22 protein-coding genes are annotated in these 25,586 nt (G+C 71.5%); 12 read left to right on the top strand and 10 right to left on the bottom strand.

The annotated features are described in order from the left end of the window. Positions 1-440: 440 nt before the first annotated feature. The 3 genes from ABZ934_RS03825 to ABZ934_RS03815 all read right to left on the bottom strand — a co-directional run bounded on the left by ABZ934_RS03825 (position 441) and on the right by ABZ934_RS03815 (position 3,975). Positions 441-1,898 carry a catalase gene (locus ABZ934_RS03825; protein ID WP_361308138.1) on the bottom strand — a complete coding sequence of 486 codons (1,458 nt, stop codon included), beginning with the start codon at positions 1,896-1,898 and terminating at the stop codon, positions 441-443. A 268-nt stretch (positions 1,899-2,166) separates the two neighbouring features. Continuing rightward, positions 2,167-3,066 (bottom strand): 2-hydroxy-3-oxopropionate reductase, encoded by a 900-nt coding sequence (locus ABZ934_RS03820; RefSeq protein WP_361308136.1) that lies wholly within the window; start codon positions 3,064-3,066, stop codon positions 2,167-2,169. A 75-nt stretch (positions 3,067-3,141) separates the two neighbouring features. After that, positions 3,142-3,975, bottom strand: a complete 834-nt coding sequence (locus ABZ934_RS03815) for a TIM barrel protein (RefSeq protein WP_361308134.1) — start codon at positions 3,973-3,975, stop codon at positions 3,142-3,144. A gap of 126 nt (positions 3,976-4,101) precedes the next feature. Here ABZ934_RS03815 and ABZ934_RS03810 point away from each other — a divergent pair, with 126 nt between their 5' ends. The 7 genes from ABZ934_RS03810 (at position 4,102) to ABZ934_RS03780 (ending at position 10,124) form a co-directional block, all read left to right on the top strand. Beyond that, positions 4,102-4,356: a thiamine-binding protein gene (locus ABZ934_RS03810; RefSeq protein WP_361308132.1), complete on the top strand. Its 255-nt coding sequence runs from the start codon at positions 4,102-4,104 to the stop codon at positions 4,354-4,356. Continuing rightward, complete coding sequence (locus ABZ934_RS03805; protein ID WP_361308130.1) at positions 4,353-4,751, top strand: helix-turn-helix domain-containing protein; 399 nt, start codon at positions 4,353-4,355, stop codon at positions 4,749-4,751. The genes ABZ934_RS03810 and ABZ934_RS03805 overlap by 4 nt, the downstream gene beginning before the upstream one ends. A gap of 157 nt (positions 4,752-4,908) precedes the next feature. Then, entirely contained in the window at positions 4,909-5,421 is a 513-nt protein-coding gene (gene uraD, locus ABZ934_RS03800; RefSeq protein ID WP_361308128.1) for a 2-oxo-4-hydroxy-4-carboxy-5-ureidoimidazoline decarboxylase, read from the top strand. After that, the gene (uraH, locus tag ABZ934_RS03795; RefSeq protein ID WP_361308126.1) at positions 5,418-5,822 is read left to right on the top strand and encodes a hydroxyisourate hydrolase; all 405 of its coding nucleotides are present in this window, start codon (positions 5,418-5,420) and stop codon (positions 5,820-5,822) included. Before uraD ends, uraH begins: the two co-directional genes overlap by 4 nt. Position 5,823: 1 nt before the next feature. Beyond that, complete coding sequence (gene pucL / locus ABZ934_RS03790; protein WP_361308124.1) at positions 5,824-6,747, top strand: factor-independent urate hydroxylase; 924 nt, start codon at positions 5,824-5,826, stop codon at positions 6,745-6,747. 186 nt (positions 6,748-6,933) lie between these two features. After that, on the top strand, positions 6,934-8,337 hold the full coding sequence (locus ABZ934_RS03785) for an 8-oxoguanine deaminase (RefSeq protein WP_361308122.1): 1,404 nt from the start codon (positions 6,934-6,936) through the stop codon (positions 8,335-8,337). A 395-nt stretch (positions 8,338-8,732) separates the two neighbouring features. Beyond that, a complete protein-coding gene (locus tag ABZ934_RS03780) occupies positions 8,733-10,124 on the top strand; it encodes a nucleobase:cation symporter-2 family protein (RefSeq protein WP_361308120.1) in 1,392 nt (463 codons plus the stop codon). 89 nt (positions 10,125-10,213) lie between these two features. Here ABZ934_RS03780 and ABZ934_RS03775 read toward each other — a convergent pair whose 3' ends face one another. After that, the gene (locus ABZ934_RS03775) at positions 10,214-11,296 is read right to left on the bottom strand and encodes an Lrp/AsnC family transcriptional regulator (RefSeq protein WP_361308118.1); all 1,083 of its coding nucleotides are present in this window, start codon (positions 11,294-11,296) and stop codon (positions 10,214-10,216) included. A 128-nt stretch (positions 11,297-11,424) separates the two neighbouring features. Between ABZ934_RS03775 and ABZ934_RS03770 the strand changes: the two genes are divergently transcribed. Together ABZ934_RS03770 and ABZ934_RS03765 are read left to right on the top strand one after the other, a co-directional pair. Further along, positions 11,425-13,404: a hypothetical protein gene (locus ABZ934_RS03770; RefSeq protein ID WP_361308116.1), complete on the top strand. Its 1,980-nt coding sequence runs from the start codon at positions 11,425-11,427 to the stop codon at positions 13,402-13,404. 122 nt (positions 13,405-13,526) lie between these two features. Next, complete coding sequence (locus tag ABZ934_RS03765) at positions 13,527-14,648, top strand: saccharopine dehydrogenase (protein ID WP_361308114.1); 1,122 nt, start codon at positions 13,527-13,529, stop codon at positions 14,646-14,648. Positions 14,649-14,789: 141 nt separating this feature from the next. Here ABZ934_RS03765 and ABZ934_RS03760 read toward each other — a convergent pair whose 3' ends face one another. From ABZ934_RS03760 to ABZ934_RS03750, 3 genes are all read right to left on the bottom strand, one after another. Next, a complete protein-coding gene (locus ABZ934_RS03760; protein ID WP_361308112.1) occupies positions 14,790-15,980 on the bottom strand; it encodes a GDSL-type esterase/lipase family protein in 1,191 nt (396 codons plus the stop codon). Between the two features lie 291 nt (positions 15,981-16,271). Further along, positions 16,272-17,900: a malate synthase A gene (gene aceB, locus ABZ934_RS03755; protein ID WP_361308110.1), complete on the bottom strand. Its 1,629-nt coding sequence runs from the start codon at positions 17,898-17,900 to the stop codon at positions 16,272-16,274. Between the two features lie 258 nt (positions 17,901-18,158). Next, complete coding sequence (locus ABZ934_RS03750; RefSeq protein WP_361308108.1) at positions 18,159-18,848, bottom strand: nucleotidyltransferase family protein; 690 nt, start codon at positions 18,846-18,848, stop codon at positions 18,159-18,161. 302 nt (positions 18,849-19,150) lie between these two features. Here ABZ934_RS03750 and ABZ934_RS03745 point away from each other — a divergent pair, with 302 nt between their 5' ends. Further along, positions 19,151-20,638 (top strand): PLP-dependent aminotransferase family protein, encoded by a 1,488-nt coding sequence (locus ABZ934_RS03745; protein WP_361308106.1) that lies wholly within the window; start codon positions 19,151-19,153, stop codon positions 20,636-20,638. Between the two features lie 15 nt (positions 20,639-20,653). Here ABZ934_RS03745 and ABZ934_RS03740 read toward each other — a convergent pair whose 3' ends face one another. Both ABZ934_RS03740 and ABZ934_RS03735 read right to left on the bottom strand, forming a co-directional pair. Then, positions 20,654-21,283, bottom strand: coding sequence for a response regulator transcription factor (locus ABZ934_RS03740; protein ID WP_361308104.1), 630 nt, complete (start codon positions 21,281-21,283; stop codon positions 20,654-20,656). After that, positions 21,283-22,491: a sensor histidine kinase gene (locus tag ABZ934_RS03735; RefSeq protein WP_361308102.1), complete on the bottom strand. Its 1,209-nt coding sequence runs from the start codon at positions 22,489-22,491 to the stop codon at positions 21,283-21,285. The genes ABZ934_RS03740 and ABZ934_RS03735 overlap by 1 nt, the downstream gene beginning before the upstream one ends. Positions 22,492-22,625: 134 nt before the next feature. Here ABZ934_RS03735 and ABZ934_RS03730 point away from each other — a divergent pair, with 134 nt between their 5' ends. Both ABZ934_RS03730 and ABZ934_RS03725 read left to right on the top strand, forming a co-directional pair. Further along, positions 22,626-23,711 carry an ABC transporter permease gene (locus tag ABZ934_RS03730; RefSeq protein ID WP_361308100.1) on the top strand — a complete coding sequence of 362 codons (1,086 nt, stop codon included), beginning with the start codon at positions 22,626-22,628 and terminating at the stop codon, positions 23,709-23,711. Beyond that, positions 23,708-24,391: an ABC transporter ATP-binding protein gene (locus ABZ934_RS03725; RefSeq protein WP_361308098.1), complete on the top strand. Its 684-nt coding sequence runs from the start codon at positions 23,708-23,710 to the stop codon at positions 24,389-24,391. The genes ABZ934_RS03730 and ABZ934_RS03725 overlap by 4 nt, the downstream gene beginning before the upstream one ends. An 80-nt stretch (positions 24,392-24,471) precedes the next feature. On the opposite strand, the gene ABZ934_RS03720 is transcribed toward ABZ934_RS03725, so the two are convergent. Beyond that, positions 24,472-25,275 carry an IclR family transcriptional regulator gene (locus ABZ934_RS03720; protein ID WP_361308096.1) on the bottom strand — a complete coding sequence of 268 codons (804 nt, stop codon included), beginning with the start codon at positions 25,273-25,275 and terminating at the stop codon, positions 24,472-24,474. Between the last annotated feature and the right edge of the window lie 311 nt (positions 25,276-25,586).

Genomic DNA, 25,586 nt, shown 5'->3' with positions numbered 1-25,586 from the left:
CGGTTGGCCCCGTCGCGCCCGGGCGTGCGGGTACGTCCGCGCATGACAAAGCGCCGAGTCACGGGACCGTCCGTGACTCGGCGCTTTGGGTATGACCGCCCGACGGTGCGAGGCTGGCGCGACAGGACGTTCGCGCCGCCGGGCGGGGCTGGGGACTTGTGTACAGGGGACTCTGTGCGTGGCCCCTGTACACAAGTGGCTGGGACCGTGGCGGGCGGGCGACGAGAACTCCGGCTTCGTCTCCCTCAGGTCAAGAGACGGGCCTCGGAACCCATTACCACCGCACTGGCTCGCACGCTCGCCACGGTCCTCACGCGGCGCCGGCCACAAGGACCGGCGCTGTCCGCCCGCTCCGCGTACCACCCCTCATCCGGGTCCGCGGTTCGGGCTCAGCACCCGGGGCCTGACCTCCCGTCAGACCCCCGGTACAGCTGGGTGGCTCAGGCGTCGCGCAGGGCGCGGACGGCCTCCTCGACGCGCTTGCCGTAGTCGGCGTCCGCGGCGTGGAAGTGAGCCAGGTTCTTCTCGATGACGTCCTCGAGGGTGACCTGCGACAGGCCGCCGGCGATGTTCGCCACCAGACGCTGCTTCTCGGCCTCCGACATCAGTCGGTAGAGCTCACCGGCCTGGAAGAAGTGGTCGTCCTTCGTGTGGGCCGGGGCCTCGTGGGTGCCCGTGTAGCCGGAGACGGCCTTCGGGGCGCCGAGGGCGAGACCGGTCTCGGCCGGACCCTGGTACGAGTTGGGCTCGTAGTTCTTGTCGTGGCGCGAGCCGTTGCGCAGCGCCATGACGCCGTCGCGGCCGTAGTTGTCGGCCTTCGTCGCCTTCGGGGCGTTGACCGGCAGCACGGTGTGGTTCACACCGAGGCGGTAGCGCTGGGCGTCGGCGTACGCGAACAGGCGGCCCTGGAGCATCTTGTCCGGCGAGGCGGTGATGCCCGGGACGAAGTTGTTCGGGGAGAAGGCGGACTGCTCGACCTCGGCGAAGACGTTGTCCGGGTTGCGGTCGAGGACCAGACGGCCCACGCGCTGCAGCGGGTAGTCCGCGTGCGGCCACACCTTGGTGAGGTCGAACGGGTTGAAGCGGTAGTCCGCGGCCTCGGCGGCGGGCATGATCTGGACGTAGAGGGTCCAGCTCGGGTTCACGCCGCGCTCGATGGCCTGGAGCAGGTCCGTCTGGTGCGAGTTGGCGTCCTTGCCGACCAGTTCGGCGGCCTGCTCGGACGACAGGCAGCGGATGCCCTGGTTCGTCTTGAAGTGGTACTTGACGAAGAACGCCTCGCCGCTCTCGTTCGTCCACTGGTAGGTGTGGGAGCCGTAGCCGTTCATGTGACGGTACGACGCCGGGATGCCGCGGTCACCCATCAGCCAGGTGATCTGGTGCGTCGCCTCGGGGGCGTGCGCCCAGAAGTCCCAGACGTTGTCCGGCTCCTGCTTGCCCGTGAAGGGGTCGCGCTTCTGGGAGTGGATGAAGTCGGGGAACTTGATCGGGTCCTTGATGAAGAACACCGGGGTGTTGTTGCCGACGAGGTCGTAGTTGCCCTCTTCGGTGTAGAACTTCAGCGCGAAGCCACGAGGGTCGCGGACGGCGTCCGCGCCACCGAGGGAGTCCGCGACGGTGGAGAACCGCAGGAAGGTCTCGGTCTTCTTGCCGACCGTGTTCAGGAAGGCGGCGCTGGTGTACGGGGTGACGTCGTCGGTCACCTCGAAGTAGCCGTACGCGGCCGAGCCGCGGGCGTGCACCACGCGCTCCGGGATGCGCTCACGGTTGAAGCGGGCGAGCTTCTCAAGGAGCTGCTGGTCCTGGATCAGGAGCGGGCCACCGACGCCGGCGGTGGCGGAGTTCTGGTTGTCGGCGACCGGGGCGCCGGACTCGGTCGTCAGCGTGCGCTTCGACATGGTGACCTTCCGTACGGGTAACTGCTGAGACGGAAGGCGTCTTCCGTCATGCGGAACAGCCTAATTTCGGCGTGAACACGACGTCAACAGTTTGTTGAAAGAAAGAGTGTGGAGGTAATCCGGACGGTGCCGGCGCTTGGGCGCGACAGGACAGGTGTCAGCACCGGCACCATCCGGAAACTCGGGGTCCCCCTGGGGGGAGCGTCCGGGTCCGCGTGGCGGACCCGGGAAGGGGGCCTGACGAAGGCCCGAGGGTGGGCCCCCGGGATCAGACCTGGGTGCCGGAGAGGCGCTCGACCGCGCGGAGCAGCGCCGAGTGGTCCAGGCCGCCGTCACCCTGGGCGCGCAGCGAGGCGACCAGCTGGGCGACGACCGCGCCGACCGGGAGGGCCGCACCGACGTTGCGGGCGGCGTCGGTGACGATGCCCATGTCCTTGTGGTGCAGGTCGATCCGGAAGCCCGGCTTGAAGTCGCGGTTCAGGAAGTTGTCCTTCTTGCGGGTCAGGACCGTGGAGCCGGCCAGACCGCCGTTGAGGACGTCCAGGGCGGCCTGGAGGTTTACGCCGGACTTCTCGAGGAAGACGACGGCCTCGGCGCATGCCTGGATGTTCACCGCGACGATGAGCTGGTTGGCGGCCTTCACCGTCTGGCCGGAGCCGTGCGGGCCGCAGAGGACGATGGTCTTGCCGAGCGTCTCCAGGATCGGGAGGGCCGCGTCGAAGTCGGTCTGCTCGCCACCCACCATGATCGACAGGACGGCCTCGATGGCACCGGCCTCGCCGCCGGACACCGGGGCGTCGATGACGCGGATGCCCTTTTCCGCGGCGTTCTTCGCGAGGTCGACCGAGGTCTGCGGGGTGATCGACGACATGTCGATGATCAGCGCGCCGGACTTGGCGTTCGCGAGGATGCCCTCGGGGCCGTAGTTGATGGCCTCGACGTGCGGGGAGGCGGGCACCATCGTGATGATCACGTCGGCGTCCTTGACGGCCTCGGCGATCGAGCCGGCCGCGGTGCCGCCGGCGGCGGCCAAGCGCTCCAGCTTGTCCTGCTCCAGCGTGTAGCCGGTCACCGAGTAGCCGGCCTTGATCAGGTTTTCGGACATGGGGGAGCCCATGATGCCGAGGCCGATCCAGGCGATCGAGGGAAGCGCAGTGGAGGTGCTCATGATGAGGGTCCTTCTCTTAATGCTTTGTACGAAAAGTGCGGGGGGTGCCTGGCTGATCGCCCGGACTTGGTCCGCCTACTTGGCGGCGCGGGCCTCGGCCGGCAGCCACGCGAAGGACGCGGCCGCGTCGGCGGCCTTGTACTCCAGGCCGACGTAGCCCTCGTATCCGGCCTTCTTCAGCTGGTCGAGGAGCTCTTCGAGGGGCAGCTCGCCGGTGCCGGGGGCACCGCGACCCGGCTTGTCGGCGATCTGGACGTGCCCGGTCTTGGCGGCGTACTTTTCGATGACCTCGGAGAGGTCCTCATCGTTCATCGCCAGGTGGTACAGGTCGAGCAGGAACTTGGCGTTGCCGAGACCGGTGGCCTCGTTGACCTTGTCCACGATCTCGATGCCGGCCGGGGCGCTCACCAGCGGGTAGAGCGGCGACTCCGGCTTGTTGAGGGTCTCGATCAGGAGGATCGCGCCCACCCGGTCCGCGGCCTTGGCGGCCGTGACCAGGTTCTTCAGGGCGAGCTCGTCCTGGACCGCGGGGTCCACGCCGTCGACGCGGTTGCCGTAGAGGGCGTTGAGTGCCTTGCAGCCGACCGAGGCCGCGAAGTCGGCGGCCACGTTGATGTTGGCGTTGAAGCGGTCGGACTCCTCACCGGGCACCGAGACCGCGCCGCGGTCCGGGCCCGGAAGCTGTCCGGCGTAGAAGTTCAGGCCCACCAGTTGGGTGCCCGCGTCCTCAAGAGCCTTCTTGAGGGCGTCGAGCTCCGCCTGGGCGGGAGTGGGGGTCTCGATCCAGGGCCACCACAGCTCGACCGCCGTGAAGCCGGCCGCGGCGGCGGCCGCGGGACGCTCCAGGAGCGGGAGTTCCGTGAAGAGGATCGAAAGGTTTACATCGAAGCGCTGGTCCGTGTATCCCATGAGGGGTATGCGCTCCTTCCGTATTGCGGAAGTTAGTTTCTGCTTGATGGAAGACTGCATTGAGGTTCGCGTGGCTGTCAAGTGCGAGCTCCCGAAAAGTCCCGGCCGCGGGGTAGCTTGGCCCGCGTGCGATTGAGAGTGGAGTTCACGACCGAGCCCTTCGACCTCGAAGAGGCTCCCGCCCATGCCGTGGCCGCCCGAGAGGTCATCCAGCGGGCTCGGCTCGACGCGGTGGACGTCGGCCCGTTCGGCAACACCGCCGAAGGGCAGTCCGACGAGGTGCTGACCGCCGTGGCCGCGCTGCTGCGCAACGCCCTGGAGGCCGGGGCGACCCGCGTGTCCCTCCAGGTCAATGTGATCCCGGAAGGCGGCACCCCGTGACCGAGCCCCGCGATCACCCCTTCGTCGCCGCCGTCAAGCCGCTGGTGGACGCGATGGGCGGCGAGCTGATGGATCCCGCCCAGGCGCAGCCCGACGACGTCGTGCTCAGCTGGGAGGGTCAGGAGCTGCTCGCCGTCCGCCTGCCCCAGCTCTCGGACTCGCTGGACCACATCCTGGCCGCGCTGGAGCGCCGGCACGGCGTACCGTTGGCCCGGCTCGACCGGAAGTCCAAGCAGGACGTGGTGCGGATACTGGAGGCGCGGGGTGCCTTCTCCGTGCGGCACGGCGTGGAGACGGTCGCCGGCGCTCTGGGCGTCAGCCGCTTCACCGTCTACAACTACCTGAACAGGGACTCCAACCCTCCCAAAGGGACCGAGAAGAACAGCCGATCGTGAGCGTTCGCTGACCCGCGGTGACGAGCCGCCGTCCGATTCACCCGGGCGGCGGCTTTTGTGTACGGGAAGTTTCAACAAAGTGTTGACGGGGTGTTGTCGAGGGCGTTAGCTATGCGCAGCCCGTCAAAAAGCAACAACAGGCCACGGAGGTCTACCCGTGACTTCGAGTCCGACCCCGGGTCTCACCCGGTTCAACGCCTTGGAAGACAGTGCGGCCACGGCCGTACTGCACGAGGTGTGCGCCAGTTCGGCATGGGGCGGCAAGCTGCTCGCCCAGCGCCCCTTCACCACCGTCGAGGCACTCTTCTCGGCCAACGAGTCCGCCATGGCGGAGCTCACCGCCGAGGACCTGGCCGAGGCGATGGCGGGACACGCTCCGATCGGCCGTCCGAAGCCGGGAGACCCGACCTCCGCCCGCGAGCAGCGGGGCATGGCCGGCGCCTCCGAAGAGCTCCGCAACGAGCTCCTCGAACTGAACCTGGCGTACCAGGAGAAGTTCGGCCACGTCTTCCTCATCTGCGCCACCGGTGCGACCGGTGAGTTCATGCGGGACGCGGTCAGGGTCCGGATCGAGAACTCGCCGGAACAGGAGCGGGAAATCGCCCGCGGCGAGCTCGTGAAGATCAACCGGATCCGCCTGACCCGACTCGTGGAGGAAGAGAGCGCATGAGCACTGACACGACCGCTTCGGTGTCCACGCACATCCTGGACACCAGCATCGGCCGCCCCGCCGAGGGCGTCGCCATCTCCCTGTCGGCCCGTACGGGCCAGGGCGGCCAGTGGGCGGCCCTGGGCGGCTCCGCCACCGACGCGGACGGCCGATGCAAGGACCTCCCGGCCCTGCCGGAAGGCACCACCCACGTACGTCTCGACTTCGAGACCGAGACGTACTTCTTTGATAAGCACAGTTCGAAGAAGCAAGCCGAGGCGCAGCAGGACGCCCCCCGCGTAAGGGACAGCGGTGCGTTCTTCCCCGAGGTCACCATCACTTTCGCGGTGAACCCGGGCGAGCACTATCACGTACCGCTGCTGCTCAACCCGTTCGGCTACTCCGTTTACCGAGGGAGCTAGCATGGCCACGATTCTGGGCCAGAACCAGTACGGCAAAGCAGAGAACCGCGTCGTCAAGATCACGCGGGACGGCGACACGCACCACATCAAGGACCTGAACGTCTCGGTCGCCCTCTCGGGCGACATGGACGACGTCCACTACTCCGGCTCGAACGCCAACTGCCTGCCGACCGACACCACCAAGAACACGGTGTACGCGTTCGCCAAGGAGCACGGCATCGAGTCGGCCGAGCAGTTCGGCATCCACCTGGCGCGTTGGTTCGTGAACAGCCAGGAGCCGATCCAGCGCGCGCGCATCCGGATCGAGGAGTACGCCTGGGAGCGCATCCCCACATCCGACGCGAACTCGAAGTTCATCGGGTCGGACGAGGTGAAGCACTCCTTCGTCCGTCAGGGCCAGGAGACCCGGGTCACCCAGGTCACGTACGACGGCAGCAACTGGGAGGTCATCTCCGGCCTCAAGGACCTCGTCGTCATGAACTCCACGAACTCCGAGTTCTGGGGCTACGTGAAGGACAAGTACACGACGCTGAAGGAGGCCTACGACCGCATCCTGGCCACCCAGGTGTCGGCTCGTTGGCGCTACAGCTGGTCGGACGACGAGCAGCGGATGCCCAACTGGGAAAAGTCCTACGCCGAGGCGCGCAAGCACATGCTGCACGCCTTCGCGGAGACCTACTCCCTCTCGCTCCAGCAGACCCTGTACCAGATGGGTTCGCGCATCATCAACCACCGTTCGGAGATCGACGAGGTCCGCTTCTCGCTCCCGAACAAGCACCACTTCCTCGTCGACCTGGAGCCCTTCGGCCTCAAGAACGACAACGAGGTCTACTTCGCCGCGGACCGTCCCTACGGTCTGATCGAGGCGACGGTCCTTCGGGACGGCGTTGACGCCCGTATCCCCGTGGACATGACCAACCTCTGATGCGGCACGCGCGTCCCGGGGCTCCGCAGTGGCCCCGGGACGGCGCGACATCCCCCAACTTCCCGAATCGGCACCCGGACGTACCCCCGTGGGCGGCAGTACTGTCAGCTGTCAGGGCCCGCGGCTCCGGCACTCAAATCACCTGGGTTCCTGCCCGTACCGCCACTGAAAGCACGAGGAAGTCCCATGGCAGCATCGGCAGCCCCTGACGGCGTCGTCGAGCGCATCGTCATCGAGAACTGTGCGATCGCGACCGTCGACGCCCATGACACCGAGTACGCCTCGGGACACGTCGTCGTCGCCGGAAACAAGATCGAGTCCATCGGTGCGGGCAAGGCCCCCGAGAACCTCGACAACGTCGTCCGCCGCATCGATGGCACCGGGCACCTCGTGACCCCCGGTCTGGTCAACACGCACCACCACTTCTACCAGTGGATCACGCGTGGTCTGGCCACCGACCACAACCTCTTCGACTGGCTCGTCGCCCTGTACCCGACCTGGGCGCGCATCGACGAGCAGATGGTGTATACGGCCGCCCAGGGCTCCCTGGCGATGATGGCCAAGGGCGGCGTCACCACCGCCATGGACCACCACTACGTCTTCCCCAAGGGCTCCGGCGACCTTTCCGGCGCGATCATCCGCGCCGCGTCCGAGATGGGCGTCCGCTTCACCCTCGCCCGCGGCTCCATGGACCGCAGCGCGAAGGACGGCGGCCTGCCGCCGGACCACGCCGTCGAGACCCTCGAAGGCGCGCTCGCCGACACCGAGGCGACCGTCAAGAAGCACCACGACCACTCCTTCGACGCGATGACGCAGGTCGCCGTCGCGCCGTGCTCCCCGTTCTCCGTCTCCACCGAGCTGCTCAGGCAGGGCGCCGAGTTGGCCCGCCGGCTGGGCGTGCGCATGCACACGCACGGCAGCGAGACCGTCGAGGAGGAGCAGTTCTGCAAGGAACTGTTCGGCATGGGACCGACCGACTACTTCGAGTCGACCGGCTGGCTCGGCGAGGACGTGTGGATGGCGCACAGCGTCCACATGAACGACTCCGACATCGCCGCGTTCGCCCGCACCAAGACCGGTGTCGCGCACTGCCCGTCCTCCAACGCCCGGCTGGCCGCCGGCATCGCCCGCGTCCCGGACATGCTCGCCGCCGGTGTACCGGTCGGTCTCGGCGTGGACGGCACCGCCTCCAACGAGTCCGGTGAGCTGCACACCGAGCTGCGCAACGCGCTGCTCATCAACCGCCTGAACCCCGTCCACCGCGAGCGCGCCCTCAACGCGCGCCAGGCCCTGCGCCTGGGTACGTACGGTGGCGCCCAGGTCCTCGGCCGCGCCGACAACATCGGTTCCCTGGAAGCCGGCAAGCTCGCCGACCTGGTGATGTGGAACCTGGGCACGCTGGCCCACTCCTCGATCGCCGACCCGGTCACCGCGCTCGTGTTCGGCGCGGCCGCCCCGGTGACCCTCTCGCTGGTCAACGGCAAGCAGATCGTCGAGAACAACCGACTCCTCTTCGCCGACGAGGACGCGATCGCCGTGTCCACGCGGGAAGAGGCCCAGCGCCTGGCGCGCATCTCCGCCCAGGGCTGATCCCCCCGGCCTGCGCCGGGGAACACCACCCGGCCACCGCCGGGAGGTATCCCCAGGAGTCCGGTCGGGGGGGACGGCCCCCGGCCGGCGGCCGCGGACCCGAGCGGGGTCCGCGGCAGCCGCCCCCGGGAAGCGCCCGAGGAACATTCCGACGGCGCTCCCGGGCGCGGTGAAACGTGACACCGCACCGCACTGAAACCCATTGCGCCACTGCGCCTCCGCCACAGCACCGCCGTACCTCCCCGCGCGGGAACGACTCGGGCGAATCGTTTCCGCATCTGCACGGGCAGGGCAGCACGCAGCACCAGCACCACCGAACAGGCTTGACCCGCACAGCTTTCGCACTCCCTGACACCCACGTCCCTGCCGACGTGTTTAACCGACCGGAGGAAGCCGTGGCCGCAACGCCCAGGTTTCGCAAAGACGCAGGCGCAGTACCGGAGGAGAAGCACCCGGTCGACGAGACCTTGCCTCCGCTGAAAATGTTCACGAGCGGTCTACAGCACGTCGCCGCCATGTACGCGGGTGTCGTCGCCCCGCCGATGATCGTCGGCCCCGCCGTCGGTCTCTCCGCCACCGAGACCGCCTTCCTGATGGGCGCCTCGCTCTTCACCGCGGGTCTCGCCACCCTCCTCCAGACGCTCGGGGTCTGGAAGATCGGTGCCAAACTCCCCTTCGTCAACGGCGTCTCCTTCGCCGGAGTGACCCCGATGATCGCCATCGGCAAGGGCGAGGGCGTGAACGCCATCCCCGTCATCTTCGGCGCGATCATCGTCGCCGGACTCGTCGGCTTCCTCGCCGCGCCGTACTTCGGCAAACTCGTCCGCTTCTTCCCGCCCGTCGTCACCGGCACGGTCATCACCCTGATCGGTGTCTCGCTGCTCCCGGTGGCCTTCAACTGGTCGCAGGGCGGCAACCGCACCGCCACCGACTACGGCTCGATGAAGAACATCGGCATGGCCGCCCTGACCCTGGTGATCGTGCTGCTGATGCGCAAGTTCCTGCGCGGGTTCCTCCAGCAGATATCCATCCTGCTAGGCCTGGTCGCCGGAACCCTGGTCGCCATCCCGCTGAACATGACCAACTTCGACGCCATCCGAAACGCGGACATCGTCGGCTTCCCCACGCCGTTCCACTTCGGCGCGCCGCAGTTCCAGGTCGCGGCCATCATCTCGATGTGCATCGTGATGCTCGTCTGCATGACGGAGTCCACCGCCGACATCCTGGCCCTCGGCAAGATCGTCGGACGCCCGGCGGACGCGAAGACCATCGAGGGCGGCCTGCGCGCCGACACCCTCGGCAGCGCGCTCAGCCCGCTGTTCAACGGCTTCATGTGCAGTGCCTTCGCCCAGAACATCGGGCTCGTCGCGATGACCAAGGTGCGCAGCCGGTTCGTCGTCGCGGCCGGCGGCGGCATCCTGATCCTGCTGGGGCTCTGTCCGGTGGCCGCCTCCATCATCGGCGTGGTCCCGCTGCCCGTCCTCGGCGGCGCCGGCATCGTCCTGTTCGGCTCGGTCGCGGCCAGCGGCATCCAGACGCTGGCGGGCGCGGCCATGGAGAAGGGCGAGAACGCCCTGATCGTGGCGGCCTCGGTCGGCATCGGCCTGATCCCGATCGCGGCGCCCGGTTTCTACCACGCCTTCCCCAAGGACCTGCTGGTCGTCCTCGACTCGGGCATCAGCACGGGCTGCGTGGTGGCCATCGTGCTCAACCTCGCCTTCAACCACCTCGGCGCCAAGAAGGATCCGGCCGCGGAGGCGGCGGCGGAACCGGTGTTCGTGCACTGACACGCCCGCTCACCAGGCGGTACGGACGTCACCCACTGCGGGGGTGACGTCCGTACCGCCGCACGCGTATGTGCCACGGCGTGTCCGGATCAGACCCCGGGGCCCGCCCGCTCTGGCCCCGCGGGCGGGACGAGCTCCGCCCAGATGTCCGGCGTGACCGTCCGGGTCCGCCGGCCCCGCTCGTCCAGGACCTGCGCCTCCGACTTGCGCACGTGCAGCGCCACCGCCGAGTCCGTGATCCGCATCCCCGGCAGCCGCCGGGACAGCTCCGAGGTGTAGCGGGACAGCCCTTCGACCGTGCGCAACCGCGCCGTGATCATGACGTTCCAGCGCCCGCTGACGGACATGCAGGTCCGCGTCTCGCGCAGCCCCACCGCGACCGCCGCGCATTCCCCCACGTCGTACTCCGGCACCTCCGCCCACAGCGTCGCCGCCACCGGCCACCCCGACAGCGCCGACGCCATGGCGCAGCTGTAGCGCAGGCTCTGTCCCGCCTCCAGCCGACCCAGCCGGCGTCGTACGGTCGACTCGCTCATCCCGCACTCGCGGGCCAGCGAGGCCACGCTGCGGCGGCCGTCGGCGGCCAACGCCAAGGCCAGTGGCCGGTCCTCCTCCGTCATCGCGGTGAGCGGGGGCGCCACCACCGCGCCGGGGGCCGAGGAGCGCCGGCCGCGCCCGGTCAGCAGGCCGATCTGCACCGGTGTCAGCTGATCCAGCCGCCACCGGTCGGGGGCGTAGTGCACCGCCGTCACCATCGACGAGCGGGTGCCGACCACCCCTGGAATCCGCTGCACCCGGAAGGACAGGTACCGGTACAGCGCGGGGAGGTCCGGTACGGCCACGAAGGCCAGCAGGTCCCGGCCGCCGGTGGTGTGCTCCAGGCCCAGGGACTGTGGATCGGCCACCAGGGTCGCGCCCACGGTCGGGGAGGCCCCCGCGTCGCACATGACCTCCACCCACGCCATACAGGGCGCGCTGGTCCCCGTACGCAGGCCGAGACCCGAGATCCATGCCTCTCCGGCGCCGGTGAGCCGCTCCCAGCGGCGCGCGAGGGTGTCGGGGCGCGTGCCGAGCACCGGGGCCAGTCGCTCCCAGCTCGCGCGGGGTGCGAGCTGGAGTGCGTGGACGAGCGCCCGGTCGGTGTCGTCCACGGCGGAAACGGCCGAATTCATGTCCTCCCCCTGGCGGATCTCCCGGTCAGCGGCTTGTCAACCGGGCCTTCGGCCGATCATCTCTCTTTGTGCGCCCCATCGGTGAATCAGTCGGGCGGGCGCACGTTCGGCACTTCGCGGGAGGACGTGTGGGGGATCCCGTACCGGGCGTGGGTCAGGCGGTGCCCGTCGAGCTGTCGAGCTTCGTCGGCCGTCGCCGGGAACTGACCCGCGTCGCGTCACTGCTCGCCACCGAGCGCCTGGTCACCCTCACGGGACCGGCGGGCATCGGCAAGACCCGGCTCGCCGTGCGCGCGGTCCGTACCGTGACGGCGACCACCGGCCTCGACACCGTCTGGGTGGACGTCTCGGCGCTGCCGGGCTTCCGCCGGGCGGTGGTGGAGCATCGGCTGATCCATGGGCTCGCGGGGCGGGACGTGCTGCTGGTGCTCGACGGGTGCGAACAACTGGGGGAAGCCGCCGGCCGCCTGGTGGAGAACCTGCTCGGGTGGCTGCCCCGGCTGCGCGTGTTGGTCACCTCCCAGCGCCGCCTCGCGCTCCCCGTTGAGGCGGAACTCGCCGTACCACCCCTGTCGTTGCCGCCCGCGCCACCGGACCCGGCCGCCCCGCTCGCGCCGGCCGCGATCGCCGGGTCGGCGGCCGTGCGGCTGTACGAGGAGCGGGCCCGTGGCGCCGATCCCTTCTTCGAGCTGACCGATCGCAACGCCGCCGCGGTCGCGGCCCTGTGTCGGGCGCTCGACGGCATCCCCGGCGCGCTGGAGCTCGTGGCGGGGCGCGCGCACCAGTACGCGCCGCTCCAGGCGCTGCGTCGGCTGACCGCGGAGCCCCTGAACTTCCTCGCGGGCGGCGCGGGCCGCTCCACGCCGGTCGACGCCGAGCGCTCGCTGCGGCTCTCCCCGCCCGCCGAGCGGCTGCTGTGGGAGCGCCTCTCCGTCTTCGCCGGCCCCTTCGACGCGGCCGCCGTCGCCGAGGTCTGCGGCTTCGGGGAGCTCACCGCGGACTCCGCCGCCCGGCTGCTGGCCCGACTGGCTCCCGCCCTGCTGGCCGACGACGAGCGGCCGGGCCGGTACCGGCTCCCGCTGGCGGTGCGCGCGTACGCCGCCCGACGCCTGGCACACGACCCGGACGGCGACGGGCACACCACCGCCCTGCGCCACCACGCGCGTTCGCGCAGACTCGCCGGGCAGGCCGCCGGGCTCTGGCAACGGGGGGCGCAGACGGCGGCGCGCGAACTGGCCCTGCGGGAGCTCGCGGAGCTGCGGACCGCGATGAATCCGCTGTCCGCCGCGGGTCCCGGGGCCGCGCTGGAGATCGCCGTCGACCTGTGGTTCCTGTGGTCGGCCTGCGGGCGGGCGGAGGAGGGCCGGCGCCACCTGGAACGGGCCCTGGCCCTGCACCCGGCGCCCCGGCCGGCCCGGGCGCTGTGGCTGGCGGCCTGGCTGGTGGCGGGCTTCGGCGAGGCGGACACCCGCGATCCGCTGCTCGTGGAGGCGTGGAGCACCGCCGTACAAGAGGGCGAGGACGCCTGCCTCGCCTACCTCGCCCACGTGCGCGGCACGGTCGCACTGTGGCAGGAGCGGTACGAGGACGCCGCCGCCGAATACCGCGAAGCGCTGGAACTCCTGCCCCCCGAACCGGGTTTCGGGCCCGGACGGGGAGCGCTGCGCGCCGCCCGGACGCTGGCCCTCGCCCACACCGGCGCACCGGACCCGCCCACGGGGGAGGAGGCGGGGGACGGTCCGGGCGCGGCAGCCGATCCGTGGGCCCGCGCCTGGGAGCGGTACGCCCGGGCCGTCGCCGCCCTGGGGGCGGGCCGCCCGGCACGGGCCCGTACCGAAGTGCTGCGGGCGTTGGAGACCCAGCTCGCCCTGGACGACCGGCTGGGACAGTCCTTCTCGGCCGCGCTGCTGGCCGAACTGGAGGCGGCCCGGGGCCACTACGAACGGTCCGCGCTCCTGCTGGGGGCGGTCGGTCGCACCCGGCCCGCGGGCGCCCGCGCGCCGCGCGCCCTGCGGACCGTACGCGAGCGGATGACCCCGCAGGCGCTGCGGACCGCGTACGCGCAGGGCGCACGGACGGGGCTGCGTGCGCTGCTGCCCGAACTGTGAGCTCCCGTTCGCGCTGTCGTACTCCTTGCCGAACGCGGGCGGCGAACTGATCCTTGGGGCCCGGTCACATGGTGCACGCGGACGCCCCGAGGGCGTCCCTGAGCAGACAGGTGGTACCGCCGATGCCAGAGTCACCGCAGTTGTGGATGCGCACCGAGACACGGCCCACCGAACGCCGCGCCCCCCTCACCCCGCACGACGCCGAGCAACTCGTCCGGAAGGGCGTACGGATCACCGTGGAGGAATCCGCACACCGGGTCTTCCCGCTCACCGACTACGCGGACGCCGGCTGTGCGACCGCGCCCGCCGGTGCCTGGGCCACCTCCGCGCCCGGCTCCGCGTTCGTCCTGGGCCTGAAGGAACTCCCGCCCACGCCGGAACGTTTACGGCACAGGCACGTGTACTTCGGGCACGCCTACAAGGGCCAGACGCAGGCCCGCGCGCTGCTGCGGAGGTTCGCGGCGGGCGGCGGGACCCTGTTCGACCTGGAGTACCTGGCCGACGAGCACGGGCGCAGGCTCGCGGCCTTCGGTTACTGGGCCGGGTACGCGGGCGCCGCCCTGGCCGTCCTGCATGCCCGGGGCCGGCTCGCCGCCCCGCTGGTGCCCCTCGCGCGCGAGGAACTCGACGCGCGATTACGGGACTCCTACACCGTCCCGGCCGGAGACCGGGAGCCGAGGGAACTGCGGGCCCTGGTCATCGGTGGCCACGGCCGCAGCGCCCGGGGCGCCGCGGACGCCCTGGCGACCGCCGGGGTACGGGTGACCCGGTGGGACCGGGGTGACACCGTCCGGCTGGACCGGCCCGCCCTGCTCGGACACGACATCCTGGTCAACGCGGTGCTCACCACACGCCCGGTACCACCGTTCCTCACCCCCGCCGACCTCGACCCCGACCGGGAACGGCGGCTCACGGTGATCGCCGACATCACCTGTGACACCGGCTCCCCGCTGCACCTTTTGCCCGTCTACGACCGGCTCACGGACTGGGAGGTCCCGGTCCGCCGGCTGCGCGCGGGCCCCCGTCCGCTGGACGTGATCGCCATCGACAACCTGCCGTCCCTGGTCCCCGCGGAGGCGGCCCGCTCCTTCTCGGCGGACCTCCTCCCCAAGCTGCTGGCCCTGGGGACGGGGACCCCGGACCCGGACTGGTCGCGCTGCCGGGCGGCCTTCACCAGGGCGGTGGCGGGAGTCAGCCGCTCCGCCGATCGGCGGAGTCGACGGACGGGCACGCCCATGCCGTGACGGGCGGACCGCCCCGTGACGCGGCGGACCGCCGGGGCGGGGGCAAGGCGGCCGGGTCGGGCAGGGTTCGGGGAGGGGCCAGGGAGCGGTCCGGCGGCGGTCAGGGGCCTGAGTTCAGGGGTCCGGTTCAGGAGCCGGGGCTCAGGAGGCGGGGCTCAGGTACATGCCGCTCTGGTCCCCGCCGGGTGTGTTCTTGCAGCCCGACGACGCGTTCGCCGGCTGCGCCACGGCCAGCGCGAGGCAGCGCCCGACGGCCAGCTGACCGAAGTAGTTCGGGTGCATGGACTCCTGGACCAGGCCCTGCGACGCGTTGTTGTCGATCCAGCGTGCCCACTCGCTCGTCTTCGCCGATGCCGCCGAGGTCGCGGTCACCTGCGTGCTGGCCTTGGCGCACACCTCGCGCCCCTGCATCATGTCCCGCAGGTCCAGGAACTGCACGCCCTTGGCCGCGGCGACCGCCTTGATGCCGTTCGCGATCTGCGGCACGAGCGAGTCCCGCGCCCAGTCGGAGTCCCGGTTCCAGAACGGGCAGCCGCCGGTGTTGAGCCGGCTCCAGTCGCTCTGGGTGTACCGGTTCTCCGCGCCGCGCGGGATCGGCGACGGGTAGGACTGGAGCACGATCCGGTAGGAGGAGTCGGCGTATCCGGCGCCGCGCATCACGGCCCGGATCTCGTCGACCGACTTGCCGACCTTGGCCATGACCCCGTCGATCTTCTGGTCCACGCCCGCCTGCTGGTCGTCGTAGCAGTAGGAGTTCCAGAGGACGAAGTCGTAGGCGCACTCCTTGATGATGTCGGCGAAGCCGAGGTCGTTGCCGCCGATGGACAGCGCGATCACCTTGACGTCGTCGGCCGCGGCCACCGCCGCCAGTTGATCCGCCTGCGGCGCCTCGCCCTTGAAGGGGACGCCGCCGTTGGAGGCTCGGAACACGTTGTCCGAGACGGCCCCGGAGCAGGCCAGGTTCACGGCGACGGCGGCCACCGCGCCCGCGCTCAGCACCTCGGCCGCGTCCGAGCGGTCGCATCCGCCGGCGGTGGTCCCGTATACCTTCGACGGGTCGTACGTGCTGCCGCTGATCCAGGCCCGGTCGGTGCCGGTGCGACTGCCGCTGTTGGTGAGGCTGTTGCCCTTCCAGCGGCCGGCCTCGCCCGAGATGTAGCTGTCGCCCATGGACACGATCGCGGTGGGCCCGTTGCCGGGACTCGCCGCGGCCGGGCCGGCGCCGCCGCCCAGCAGCGCCGTGACGGCGAGCGGGAGGGCCATCCCGACACCGGCGAGTCGTCGCACGCGACGGCGGGTCCGGTCTTTGCTGACGTTGCGGAATCCGATCACTGCGGAACTCCTGCGGTCGGCCACGCGAAGGCCAGGACAACTGGCGTCGCATGGCTGGGAAGTGGGGGTTACCGCCGGCGCCGGTGGCATCGGAAAGGTGACACGCGCCCGGATGTTACCGCTAGGTACACGCAGATTACGATGACGTAACGACCGACCAGTCGGTCGGGAATCGAGCCCGCCGTGAGTCCACCCCGAGCCGAACACGGCTCCGCCCCCGGCGCGTTGGGGGCGACGGGGGCGGAGTCGGTGCGTTCGGCTGCTGTGCGTTTCAGCCGAAGTGCGGGGAGGTCAGCCGAGGAGCTGCTCGTACGCCGGGAGGGTGAGGAAGTCCGCGTAGTCGGCGTCGAGGGCGACCTGGAGCAGGAGATCGTGGGCCTGCTGCCACTTGCCGGCGGCGAAGGCGTCTTCGCCGACCTCGGCGCGGATCGCGGCGAGTTCCCCGGCGGCGAGCTCACGGGTCAGCTCGGCCGTGGCCGGCACCAGCGCGCCGTCGTGCTCGAACACCACGCCCGCGTTGATCCACTGCCAGATCTGCGAGCGCGAGATCTCGGCGGTGGCGGCGTCCTCCATCAGGCCGAAGATGCCGACGGCGCCGAGGCCCCGCAGCCATGCCTCGATGTAACGGATGCCCACCTGGACCGCGTTGCGCAGGCCCTCGTACGTCGGCTTCGCGTCCAGGGAGTCGATCGCGATCAGGTCGCCCGGGGCCACCGAGACGTCCTCGCGCAGCCGGTCCTTCTGGTTCGGCTTCTCGCCGAGCACCGCGTCGAAGGAAGCCATCGCGATCGGGACGAGGTCGGGGTGGGCGACCCAGGAGCCGTCGAAGCCGTCGGCCGCCTCGCGGTCCTTGTCGGCCCGCACCTTCTCGAACGCGATTCGGTTGACCTCCGCGTCCTTGCGGGACGGGATGAAGGCCGCCATGCCGCCGATCGCGTGCGCGCCGCGCTTGTGGCAGGTACGGACGAGGAGTTCGGTGTACGCCCGCATGAACGGGGCGGTCATCGTCACCGCGTTGCGGTCCGGCAGGACGAACTTCTCGCCGCCGTCGCGGAAGTTCTTCACGATCGAGAAGAGGTAGTCCCAGCGCCCCGCGTTCAGGCCCGCGGCGTGGTCGCGCAGCTCGTAGAGGATCTCCTCCATCTCGTACGCCGCGGTGATGGTCTCGATCAGGACGGTCGCGCGGACGGTGCCCTGCGGGATGCCGACGTAGTCCTGGGCGAAGACGAAGATGTCGTTCCAGAGGCGCGCCTCCAGGTGCGACTCCGTCTTCGGCAGGTAGAAGTACGGGCCCTTGCCGAGGTCGATCAGGCGCTGCGCGTTGTGGAAGAAGTACAGGCCGAAGTCCACGAGCGAGCCGGAGGCCGGAGCGCCGTCGATGGTGAGGTGGCGCTCCTCCAGGTGCCAGCCGCGCGGTCGCATCACGACGGTGGCGAGCCGGTCGGCCGGCTTCAGGGCGTACGACTTGCCGGTGCGCGGGTCGGTGAAGTCGATCCGCCGCTCGTAGGCGTCGATCAGGTTGAGCTGGCCGAGGACGACGTTCTCCCAGGTGGGAGCCGAAGCGTCCTCGAAGTCGGCGAGCCAGACCTTGGCGCCTGAATTCAGGGCGTTGATGGTCATCTTTCGGTCCGTCGGACCGGTGATCTCCACCCGGCGGTCGTTCAGCGCGGCAGGCGCGGGCGCCACCTTCCAGTCGCCCTCGCGGACCTGTGCGGTGTCCGGGAGGAAGTCGAGGCTGGAGGTGCGGGCGATCTCGGAGCGCCGTTCGGCGCGCCGGGCGAGTAGCTCGGCGCGGCGGGGGGCGAACCGCCGGTGCAGCTCGGCCACGAAGGCCAGGGCCGCTTCGGTGAGGACCTCGTCCTGCCGGGGCAGGGGCTCGGCGTCGACGATGGCCAGCGGGGACGGCGCTGGTGCGGACATATCTGTCACTCCTTCAGCGGCGGTGCCTGGCGGCCGCGGGGAATGCTCGCGCGAGACGGCACGCAGTGTCGTCGGGTGTGGAGAGTTCCGGAATACGGTCGCGGGCGCCGTCTGTGGTTCAGGGCGCTTCTGACCAGTGGATAGTAATTTCCTCATGGTGGAAGTTCAATGGTTTGTTGATGTCGAGATTCTCCTGCTCGACATATTCCGCCGATCGGTGGCCCTCAGTGCCATACCGATCACCCCGCGCACAGCCCGTCACCCGAGCCGCGCCAGGTCGGGCGGGGTGTCGACGTCGAACGCATCGGCGATGTCCGCGCACTCCACCAGCGTGAGTTCGTCCGCGTGCTCCCTCAGGTGCTCCCGCGCGCCCCGGTCGCCGGTCGCCGTCTGCTCGATGTCGCTCCAGCGGGCGGACCCGAACAGCACCGGGTGGCCACGCTCGCCGTCATAGGCCGCCGCCACGAGACTGGCGGGGGAGCGGTACGCGGCCAGGACGCGGGCCACCGCCCGCGCCCCGATCCCCGGCTGGTCCACGAGCGACACCAGGGCGGCGACGGCGCCCGTGCCGGCCAGCGAGCGCAGGCCCAGCCGCAGCGAGGAACCCATGCCCTCCGCCCAGCCGGGGTTGTCCACGACGACGCAGCCCGTCAGGTCGGCGCGCTCACGGACCTCCGCAGCCGACGCGCCCAGCACCACGTGCACCGGGTCGCAGCCCGCCTCCCGCAGCACCCGCACCGCGTTCTCGACGAGCGGGCGGCCGCGGTAGGGCAGCAGGGCCTTGGGCCGGCCGCCAAGGCGACGGCCGCCGCCCGCCGCGAGGAGCAGGCCGGCGATCACCGGGCGGTCGGAGCCGGAAGGGTCGGAGCCGGAAGGATCGGGGCCGGATCGGTCGGCGCGGGGCCGGTCGGCGCCGGACCGGTCGGAGTGTGCGGTGTCGGCTGACATGTCAGCGATTCTCGTCCCTGCGCGGACCCGCGCGGGCGGCCCCGTCCGAACCCGTCCCGGGGGAACGGGCTCAGCAGGAACCGGCCCAGTGCGCGCAGGGCGGTCGCCGCCGCCGCGAGTCGCAGGGGCTCCGAGATCCGCCGCTCGGCAGCGGCCACCAGGGCCCGCTCGTCACGATCAGTCAGCATCCAGGCGTCACGGGTGGTCGACATGACCGGCGTCTCCTTGCCAATCGGGGGCCAGTACGGCGAGTGTGGTCCCTCGATTGGCCTGGCAGGCAGAGCCAATCAGGGGAGGTTGGCATGGCGAATGGGCGAATCGTCCAGACCGCGGACAGGACCATCGGCAGCCGCCAGTTGGCGGCGCTCCTCCCGCCGGGGGTTCTTGCCCGGCCCGGCTACCGGGCGCTCGCCGACGCCGTGCGGACCCTGATCCTGGACGGCCGGATCGCCCTGCACGTGCGGCTGCCCGCCGAACGCGAATTGGCCGAGGCGGTCGGCGCCGGCCGGGCCACCGTCACCGGCGCCTACGATCTGCTCCGCGAGAGCGGTTACGCCCGCAGCCGCCGCGGCTCGGGCACCTGGACCGACCTCCCCGACGGACACCGCCCCGTCGGCGCCCCCACGCTCCTCGGCGCCGGTGGCCACAGGCCCGACGACGACCCCGGCACGGACCTCGCCATCGCCGCCATGAGCGCCCCCGAAGGGGCCCTGACCGAGGCACTGACCTGGGCCGCGTCCAGGCTCCCCGAGGCCGCGCGCACCCCCGGCTACCATCCGTTCGGACTGCCCGCCCTGCGGACGGCCGTGGCCGAGCGGTTCACCCGGCGCGGGCTGCCGACCCGCCCGGAACAGATCCTCGTGACGGCCGGCGCCCAACAGGCGTTCGCGCTGGTCGTGAGCCTGCTCTGCCGGTCCGGGGACCGGGTCGTCGCCGAGAGCCCCACCTACGCCAACGCCCTGGACGCGCTCCGCCACGCCCGGGTGCGCACCGGGTCGATCGCGGTCTCCGACACGGGCTGGGACATGGAGATCGCCGAATCCACCCTGCGCCAGACCGTCCCGCGACTGGCCTACGTGATCCCGGACTTCCACAACCCCACCGGCGCCCTGATGCCGCCGGATCAGCGGCTGCGCCTGCTGTCGGCCACCCGGCGGACCGGCACCTGGCTGGTGGTGGACGAGACCATCGCCGACATCGCGCTCGACGTACCGGCCCCCGCGCCGCTGGCGTCCCTGGCGCCGCCCGGGGGAGCCGACCACATCGTGACCATCGGCTCGCTCAGCAAGACGTACTGGGGCGGACTGCGGGTCGGCTGGATCCGCGCCACCGCCAAGATGATCACCGAGCTGACCACGGTCCGGGTCGCGGCCGACATGACCGGTTCCGTACTGGACCAGCTCGTCGCGCTCCCGCTGCTGGAAAGGCTGGACCGGGCGCTGCCCGACCGGCTCGCGGAGCTGCGCGTACGGCGCGAGGTCCTGGTGCGCGCGCTCCAGCGGCACACCCCCGAGTGGTCGTGGCAACTGCCGCCGGGCGGGCTCTCCCTCTGGGTGGACCTCGGCGAGCCGGTCAGCTCCGCGCTGTCCGAGCGGGCCGCCGCCGCCGGAGTCCACATCGGGCGGGGAGCCCGCTTCGGGGTGGACCCCGGCACCTTCGAACACCGGCTGCGGATCCCGTACACCCTCCCCGTCGACCGGCTGGAAGAGGCCGTACGCCGCCTCGCGGCCGCCCTCCACGACGGCGTCCCGCTCACCCCGGCGGTGCAGCGCCCGCACTGGGTCGCATAGGGCCGGCCGACACGGCTACCGGGTGCGGATCAGACGGCGGCCGGCGGCGGCGGCCACCGCCGCCGTGCGGGAGTCGACGCCGAGCTTCGCGTACACGTGGACCAGGTGGGACTTGACCGTGGCCTGGCTGAGGAAGAGCCGCTTCGAGATCTGCTGGTTCGACAGCCCGTCCGCGACCAGCTGGAGCACCTCCAGCTCCCGCTTCGTCAACGCCTCCGCGGGCGTCCGCATCCGGTCCATCAGCCGGAGCGCCACCGCCGGGGCCAGCGCCGACTGGCCGGCCGCCGCCGTGCGGACCGCCGCCGCCAGTTCCTCCGGCGGGGCGTCCTTCAGCAGGTAGCCCGAGGCGCCGGCCTCCACCGCCGCCAGGATGTCCGCGTCCGTGTCGTACGTGGTCAGCACCAGCACTCTCGGGGCCGCCGGACGCGCCGTGATCAGGGCCGTCGCCGCCGCGCCGTGCATCCCGGACCCGAACTGGAGGTCCATCAGCACCACGTCGACCTCGGCCGAGGCGGCCAGCTCCACCGCCCGCTCCGCCGTCGCCGCCTCCGCCGCCACCGCGAAGTCCGGCTCGGCCTCCAGCACGGCCCGCAGCCCGGCCCGCACCACAGGGTGGTCGTCGGCCAGCAACAGCCGGATCGTCATCAGGGTGCCTCCAGGGGCAGCGGCAGGGTGACGGCCACGGCGGTGCCCTGGCCCGGGGCGGACTCCACGCTGAACAGCCCGCCCAGCGTCTCGGCCCGCGAGCGCATCGCCGGCAGGCCGAAGCCGCCGTCGCCCGAGGGCGCCGAGCCGACATCGAAGCCATGACCGTCGTCGACGACGTCCAACGTGACGGAGGCGTCCATGAAGGTGAGGGTGATCTCGGCGCGCCCGGCCCGCGCGTGCCGCACCACATTGGCCAGCGCCGACTGGGCGATCCGCAGCAGCGCCACCTCGTACGGGGTGGGCAGCGCCCGGGGCGCGCCGCTGAGGGAGAACCGAACCCGGGGCCCGGGTACCGCCGAGCACAGCCGCTCCAGCGCGGCGGCGAGCGACCCGTGTTCCAGATCCGGCGGGGTCAGGGCGCGCACGAACCGGCGCGCCTCGGAAAGGTTCTCCTGGGCGGTCTCACGGGCCCGGCCGATGTGCTCCAGCGCCGCCGCGTCCTCGGGGAGCGACCGCTCGGCGGCCCGCAGCAGCAACTGGATGGACGACAGCCCCTGCGCCAGGGTGTCGTGGATCTCCCGCGCGAGCCGTTCCCGCTCGGCCAGGATGCCCGCGCTCCGCTCGGCGTCGGCCAGTTCCGCCCGCGTCGCCATGAGCTCCTCGATCAGCTGCCGCCGGCGCTCGCTCTCGCGGTACAGCGCCTGGTAGCCCAGTACGGTCGCCACCGCCACGGCGCCGCCCAGCAGCGGACCGAGGAACGCCCCCGGCGTCACCACCGGGCCGTCCGCCGTGCTTCTGTGCCCGAGGAAGCCGCCGATTGCCGCGCACGCCGTCACCGCGACGGCCGCGATCCCCCAGCGCAGCCGCAGCAGGTGCAGCTCCAGGAAGTACAGCGGGAAGGCGATCCACAACCCGTCGGAGGAGATGACGAGCAGCGCCGCCCACGCGCAGCCCAGCGCCCCCAGCCACACCGCCCCGGCCCGCGGCGACCGGTGCACCGCGGGCGTCAGCGCCCCGCCCGCGTAGAGCGCGGCGAGCAGCGCGCAGACGGCCACCACCCACCCGGCGCGGGTCGCGCCGTCCGTGACGGCCCGCCCGGCGGCCAGGGCGAGCAGTGCGAGGAACAGCGCGTGCAGGCACAGCCGCAGGACGCGCGACACGGGCGTCAGCGGGCGGGAGGCGGGGGAGCGGGGAGGTACAGGCATGGCCGGACCAGCGTAAGCGCGGCCCGACGGCGCCCGGTCAACCGAAAGTTCGATGTCCGGCTCCGTCCTTCGATACCGGGAACCGAACCGCCGCGCGATGCCCCGGGCCCGCCGCCGACAGCAGGGTGGGGACCATGTTCGTCGCATGGAGAGATCTACGGTTCGCCAAGGGCCGCTTCGCCCTGATGGGGGCGGTCGTCCTGCTGATCACGCTGTTGGTCGGCCTGTTGTCCGGACTCACCGCCGGACTGGCCCGGGAGAACATCTCGGCCGTCACCGCACTGCCCGCCACCCACCTGTCCTTCTCCGCGCCCGCCGGCGATCAGAAGGTGTCCTTCACCAACTCGCAGGTACCGGAAAGCGCCTGGAGGACCTGGCGCGCCCGGCCGGGGGTCCGCGCGGCGGAGCCCCTGGCCATCCGTACGACCAACGCGGTCTCCGGCGGGCGCGCCGCCGCCGTGTCCCTCTTCGGCGTCGACCCGGTCGGCCGGCTCGCGCCCCGCGGCTCCGGCCTGGCCCCGGGGAGGGTGGTCCTCACCGAGAAGGCCGCCGAGGAACTCGGCGGGCTGAAGCCCGGAGCCCGGCTGAGGGTCGGCCCGCTCGACCTGACCGTGACCGCGGTGTCCGGCACGACCGCGTTCAGCCACACGCCCGTGGTCTGGGCGGACCTGGGGGACTGGCAACGCGTCGGGAACCCGGGCGGGGTCGGCGCCACCGTCGCCACCGTCGTCGCCCTGGATGCCCCGGGCGCCGACCTCACCGCCGGCGACGAGGCCGCCGGGACCAAGACGGAAACGGTCGACGACGCCTTGGGCGCCATCGGCTCCTACTCCTCCGAGAACGGCTCGCTCCAGCTGATGCGCGGCTTCCTGTTCGCCATTTCGGCGCTCGTCATAGGGGCCTTCTTCACGGTGTGGACGATCCAGCGCAGCGGCGACATCGCGGTCCTGAAAGCGCTGGGGGCCTCCACCGGCTACCTGCTCCGCGACGCCCTCGGCCAGGCCGTGGTGATGCTGGGCCTGGGCACCGGGCTCGGCACCGCGCTCGCGGCCGGTATCGGCGCGCTGATCAGCGGTGGCGCGGTGCCCTTCGTACTCGACGCGGCCACCGTCCTCCTCCCCGCCGTGGTCATGATCGTCCTCGGCGCGCTGGGCGCGGCCCTGTCCATCCGGCGGATCACCGCCGTCGACCCGCTGACCGCCCTCGGGAGCGCCCGATGACCCTGCACCTCCATGACGTCACCCTCACCTACCCCGACGGCGACAGTCGGCTCACCGCGCTGGACGGCGTCTGTCTGGAGGTGCCCGGCGGCACCCTCACCGCCGTGATCGGGCCCTCCGGTTCCGGCAAGTCCAGCCTGCTCGCCGTCGCCGCGACCCTCGTCACCCCCGACTCCGGGCGGGTGGTCGTCGCGGGGCGGGACACCGCCGACCTGGGCGCGGCCGAGAAGTCGAGGCTGCGCCGGGAGGCGATCGGGATCGTGTTCCAGCAGCCCAACCTGCCCGCGTCCCTGACCGCCGTCGAGCAGCTCCAGGTGATGGCCCATCTGTCCGGGCGCTCCGTCCGGCGGCTGCGCGGGCGCGCGCTGGAGCTGCTGGACGCGGTGGGCCTGGCCGACAAGGCCGACAAGCGACCGCACCAGCTCTCCGGGGGCCAGCGCCAGCGCGTGAACATCGCCCGCGCGCTGATGAACGAGCCCGCCGTGCTGCTGGTCGACGAGCCCACCAGCGCGCTGGACCACGAGCGCGGCGCGGCGGTGCTCGACCTGCTGGTCACCCTGACCCGCGAGCGCTCCACGGCCACCGTGCTGGTCACCCACGACCACGCCCACCTGGAGCGGATGGACCGCACGGCGCGGATGGCGGACGGCCGCCTCACCCAGGCGGTCCCGACCGGCTGAGCGGACGCGAAAGCCCCGGCCACGCCCTTTCGGGCGGGGCCGGGGCCGTCGTGCGTACCGGGCCTACGGGACGTACGGGCCTACGCCGGGCTCTGGCTCTGCAGGGCCACCGACAGCTCGGTCGCGACGCCCTGCAGGATTGGCACGAAGGACTCGGCCACGGCCTCCGTCACCCGGCCCGCCGGACCCGAGATGGAGATCGCCGCGGCGGTCGGTGAGTTCGGCACCGACACCGCGAGGCAGCGGACCCCTATTTCCTGCTCGTTGTCGTCGACCGCGTAGCCGACCTTGCGCACCTGCTCCAGGGCGTCCAGGAAGCCCTCGGGCGTGGTGATGGTCTTCTCGGTCGCGGCGGGCATCCCGGTGCGCGCCAGCAGGGCGCGGACCTCGTCGGCGGGGGTGTAGGCGAGCAGCGCCTTGCCCACGCCGGTGGAGTGCGGCAGCACCCGGCGGCCGACCTCGGTGAACATGCGCATGGAGTGCTTGGACGGCACCTGGGCGACGTAGACGATCTCGTCCCCGTCCAACAGGGCCATGTTGGCCGTCTCACCGGTCTCCTCGACCAGGCGCGCCAGGTAGGGGCGGGCCCAGGTGCCGAGCAGTCGGGCGGCCGACTCGCCGAGGCGGATCAGTCGGGGGCCGAGCGAGTAGCGTCGGTTGGGCTGCTGGCGGACGTATCCGCAGGCGACGAGGGTGCGCATGAGGCGGTGGATGGTCGGCAGCGGCAGCCCGCTGGCGGCGGAGAGCTCACTGAGGCCGACCTCGCCCCCCGCGTCGGCCATGCGTTCGAGCAGGTCGAAGGCGCGCTCCAGGGACTGGACGCCACCGCCGCCGGCGGTGGGCTTGGCGGAAGCGTCGGTGGTGCTGGCGCTGGACGTCGGCACGGGCGCGGTCCTTTCGGTGCTGGCAGGCAAGGAAGCAGCCTACCGGTCGGTCGGCGTCGGCCCTAGGGCCGGGCGACGCCTTCCCCGCCGGTCAGAGGCGGTTTGTCCTGGAGACGGAGGGTGCCCCGAAGGTACCTGGCGCTTCAGGGTGGTGATAGCTACATTCTGTATAGTGAAATCTTAATTCCATCTTGTGGAAACGTCCAAGTGGCTCGCGGGCATGTCAGCGGTCCGTCCGGACACTCTTGACTGGCTCCGGATCGCGGTGAAGACTCCGTCAACAGAACGTTGAATTTCGCTCTGTGGAAGTA

The sequence above is a fragment of the Streptomyces sp. NPDC046557 genome (genome assembly GCF_040645975.1).
GTDB lineage: Bacteria > Actinomycetota > Actinomycetes > Streptomycetales > Streptomycetaceae > Streptomyces.
Note: the sequence above shows the minus strand (reverse complement) of the source record. Positions and strands in the feature narration are given on the sequence as shown.

What these genes read in the sequence shown, in the direction of transcription:
- uraH (WP_361308126.1), top strand. Translation starts at nt 5,418, where the DNA reads ATGAGCACTGACACGACCGCTTCGGTGTCCACGCACATCCTGGACACC.
- ABZ934_RS03765 (WP_361308114.1), top strand. Translation starts at nt 13,527, where the DNA reads ATGCCAGAGTCACCGCAGTTGTGGATGCGCACCGAGACACGGCCCACC.
- aceB (WP_361308110.1), bottom strand. Translation starts at nt 17,900, where the DNA reads ATGTCCGCACCAGCGCCGTCCCCGCTGGCCATCGTCGACGCCGAGCCC.
- ABZ934_RS03730 (WP_361308100.1), top strand. Translation starts at nt 22,626, where the DNA reads ATGTTCGTCGCATGGAGAGATCTACGGTTCGCCAAGGGCCGCTTCGCC.
- ABZ934_RS03775 (WP_361308118.1), bottom strand. Translation starts at nt 11,296, where the DNA reads ATGAATTCGGCCGTTTCCGCCGTGGACGACACCGACCGGGCGCTCGTC.
- ABZ934_RS03815 (WP_361308134.1), bottom strand. Translation starts at nt 3,975, where the DNA reads ATGGGATACACGGACCAGCGCTTCGATGTAAACCTTTCGATCCTCTTC.
- ABZ934_RS03735 (WP_361308102.1), bottom strand. Translation starts at nt 22,491, where the DNA reads ATGCCTGTACCTCCCCGCTCCCCCGCCTCCCGCCCGCTGACGCCCGTG.
- ABZ934_RS03825 (WP_361308138.1), bottom strand. Translation starts at nt 1,898, where the DNA reads ATGTCGAAGCGCACGCTGACGACCGAGTCCGGCGCCCCGGTCGCCGAC.
- ABZ934_RS03785 (WP_361308122.1), top strand. Translation starts at nt 6,934, where the DNA reads ATGGCAGCATCGGCAGCCCCTGACGGCGTCGTCGAGCGCATCGTCATC.
- ABZ934_RS03750 (WP_361308108.1), bottom strand. Translation starts at nt 18,848, where the DNA reads ATGTCAGCCGACACCGCACACTCCGACCGGTCCGGCGCCGACCGGCCC.
- pucL (WP_361308124.1), top strand. Translation starts at nt 5,824, where the DNA reads ATGGCCACGATTCTGGGCCAGAACCAGTACGGCAAAGCAGAGAACCGC.
- ABZ934_RS03740 (WP_361308104.1), bottom strand. Translation starts at nt 21,283, where the DNA reads ATGACGATCCGGCTGTTGCTGGCCGACGACCACCCTGTGGTGCGGGCC.
- ABZ934_RS03725 (WP_361308098.1), top strand. Translation starts at nt 23,708, where the DNA reads ATGACCCTGCACCTCCATGACGTCACCCTCACCTACCCCGACGGCGAC.
- ABZ934_RS03745 (WP_361308106.1), top strand. Translation starts at nt 19,151, where the DNA reads ATGGCGAATGGGCGAATCGTCCAGACCGCGGACAGGACCATCGGCAGC.
- ABZ934_RS03820 (WP_361308136.1), bottom strand. Translation starts at nt 3,066, where the DNA reads ATGAGCACCTCCACTGCGCTTCCCTCGATCGCCTGGATCGGCCTCGGC.